2 protein-coding genes are annotated in these 861 nt (G+C 66.9%); both read right to left on the minus strand.

The window, feature by feature from the left end:
• A partial coding sequence (locus ACSDR0_RS50845; protein ID WP_435296175.1) for an IS3 family transposase occupies window positions 1–631 on the minus strand: 631 nt, incomplete at its 3' end.
• The coding region (locus ACSDR0_RS50850) for a transposase (protein ID WP_435296176.1) at window positions 631–861 on the minus strand (231 nt) is incomplete at its 5' end. The genes ACSDR0_RS50845 and ACSDR0_RS50850, both read right to left, overlap by 1 nt.

Genomic DNA, 861 nt, shown 5'->3' on the forward strand with positions numbered 1-861 from the left:
CGATCGAACCCATGGACGGGACCAGGCCGGAGGCCTTGGCACGCTGGGTGAAGGCCCAAGAGGTGAATTGCACCCCGTGATCGGAGTGGATCAGTGTCCCCGGCGGCGGTGTGCGGTTACCGATGGCCATGCCGAGCGCGTTGGTGGCCAGTGTGGCGGTCTGCGTCGAGTCGATGGACCAGCCCACCACCCGGCGGGAGTAAACGTCCAAGACGACGCAACAGTAGACCTTGCCCTCGCGGGTGGGGTGCTCGGTGATGTCGGTGACCCACAGCTCGTTGGGGGCACCCCGGACGAACTGGCGCTCGACCAGGTCCGCGGCGGTGGGGGTCTGGTGGATAGGCCGACGCCGCCGGTTACCGGGCAGCCCTTTGATACCGGCCCGGCTCATCAGCATGGCCACCGCTCCATGGCCGACCGCGATGCCGCGTCCCAGCGTGAGTTCGGCATGCACCCGCATGCCGCCGTAGACGCCGTTGGAGGCGGCGTGTATCTGCCGAATCTGCTCGGTCAGCCAGAGGTGTCTCAGCGCCCGAGCCGAGGGTGGGCGACTTCGCCAAGCATAGAAGCCCGACTCCGACACGTTCATGATTCGGCAGCAGACCTGGACGGGGAGCCCTTCGGCGGCCATTACCGCGATGGCCTCGAACCGTCTTTTGGGGGCACCGCCTCTCTCAACAGCTCGGCGGCGCGCCTGGTCACGGCCAGCTCGGTCTCCAACTCAGCGATCCGGCGCCGGGCCGCGACCAGCTCGGTGTGGTCCGAGGAGGTGATGCCGGGTTTCTGACCGGTGTCGATCAGCTCCTGCTCGCGCCAGTTGTAGATCGTCTGGTCGCTGATCTGTAGATCGAAGGCCACTTG

The sequence above is a fragment of the Streptosporangium sp. G11 genome, assembly GCF_051192615.1.
Lineage (GTDB): Bacteria > Actinomycetota > Actinomycetes > Streptosporangiales > Streptosporangiaceae > Streptosporangium.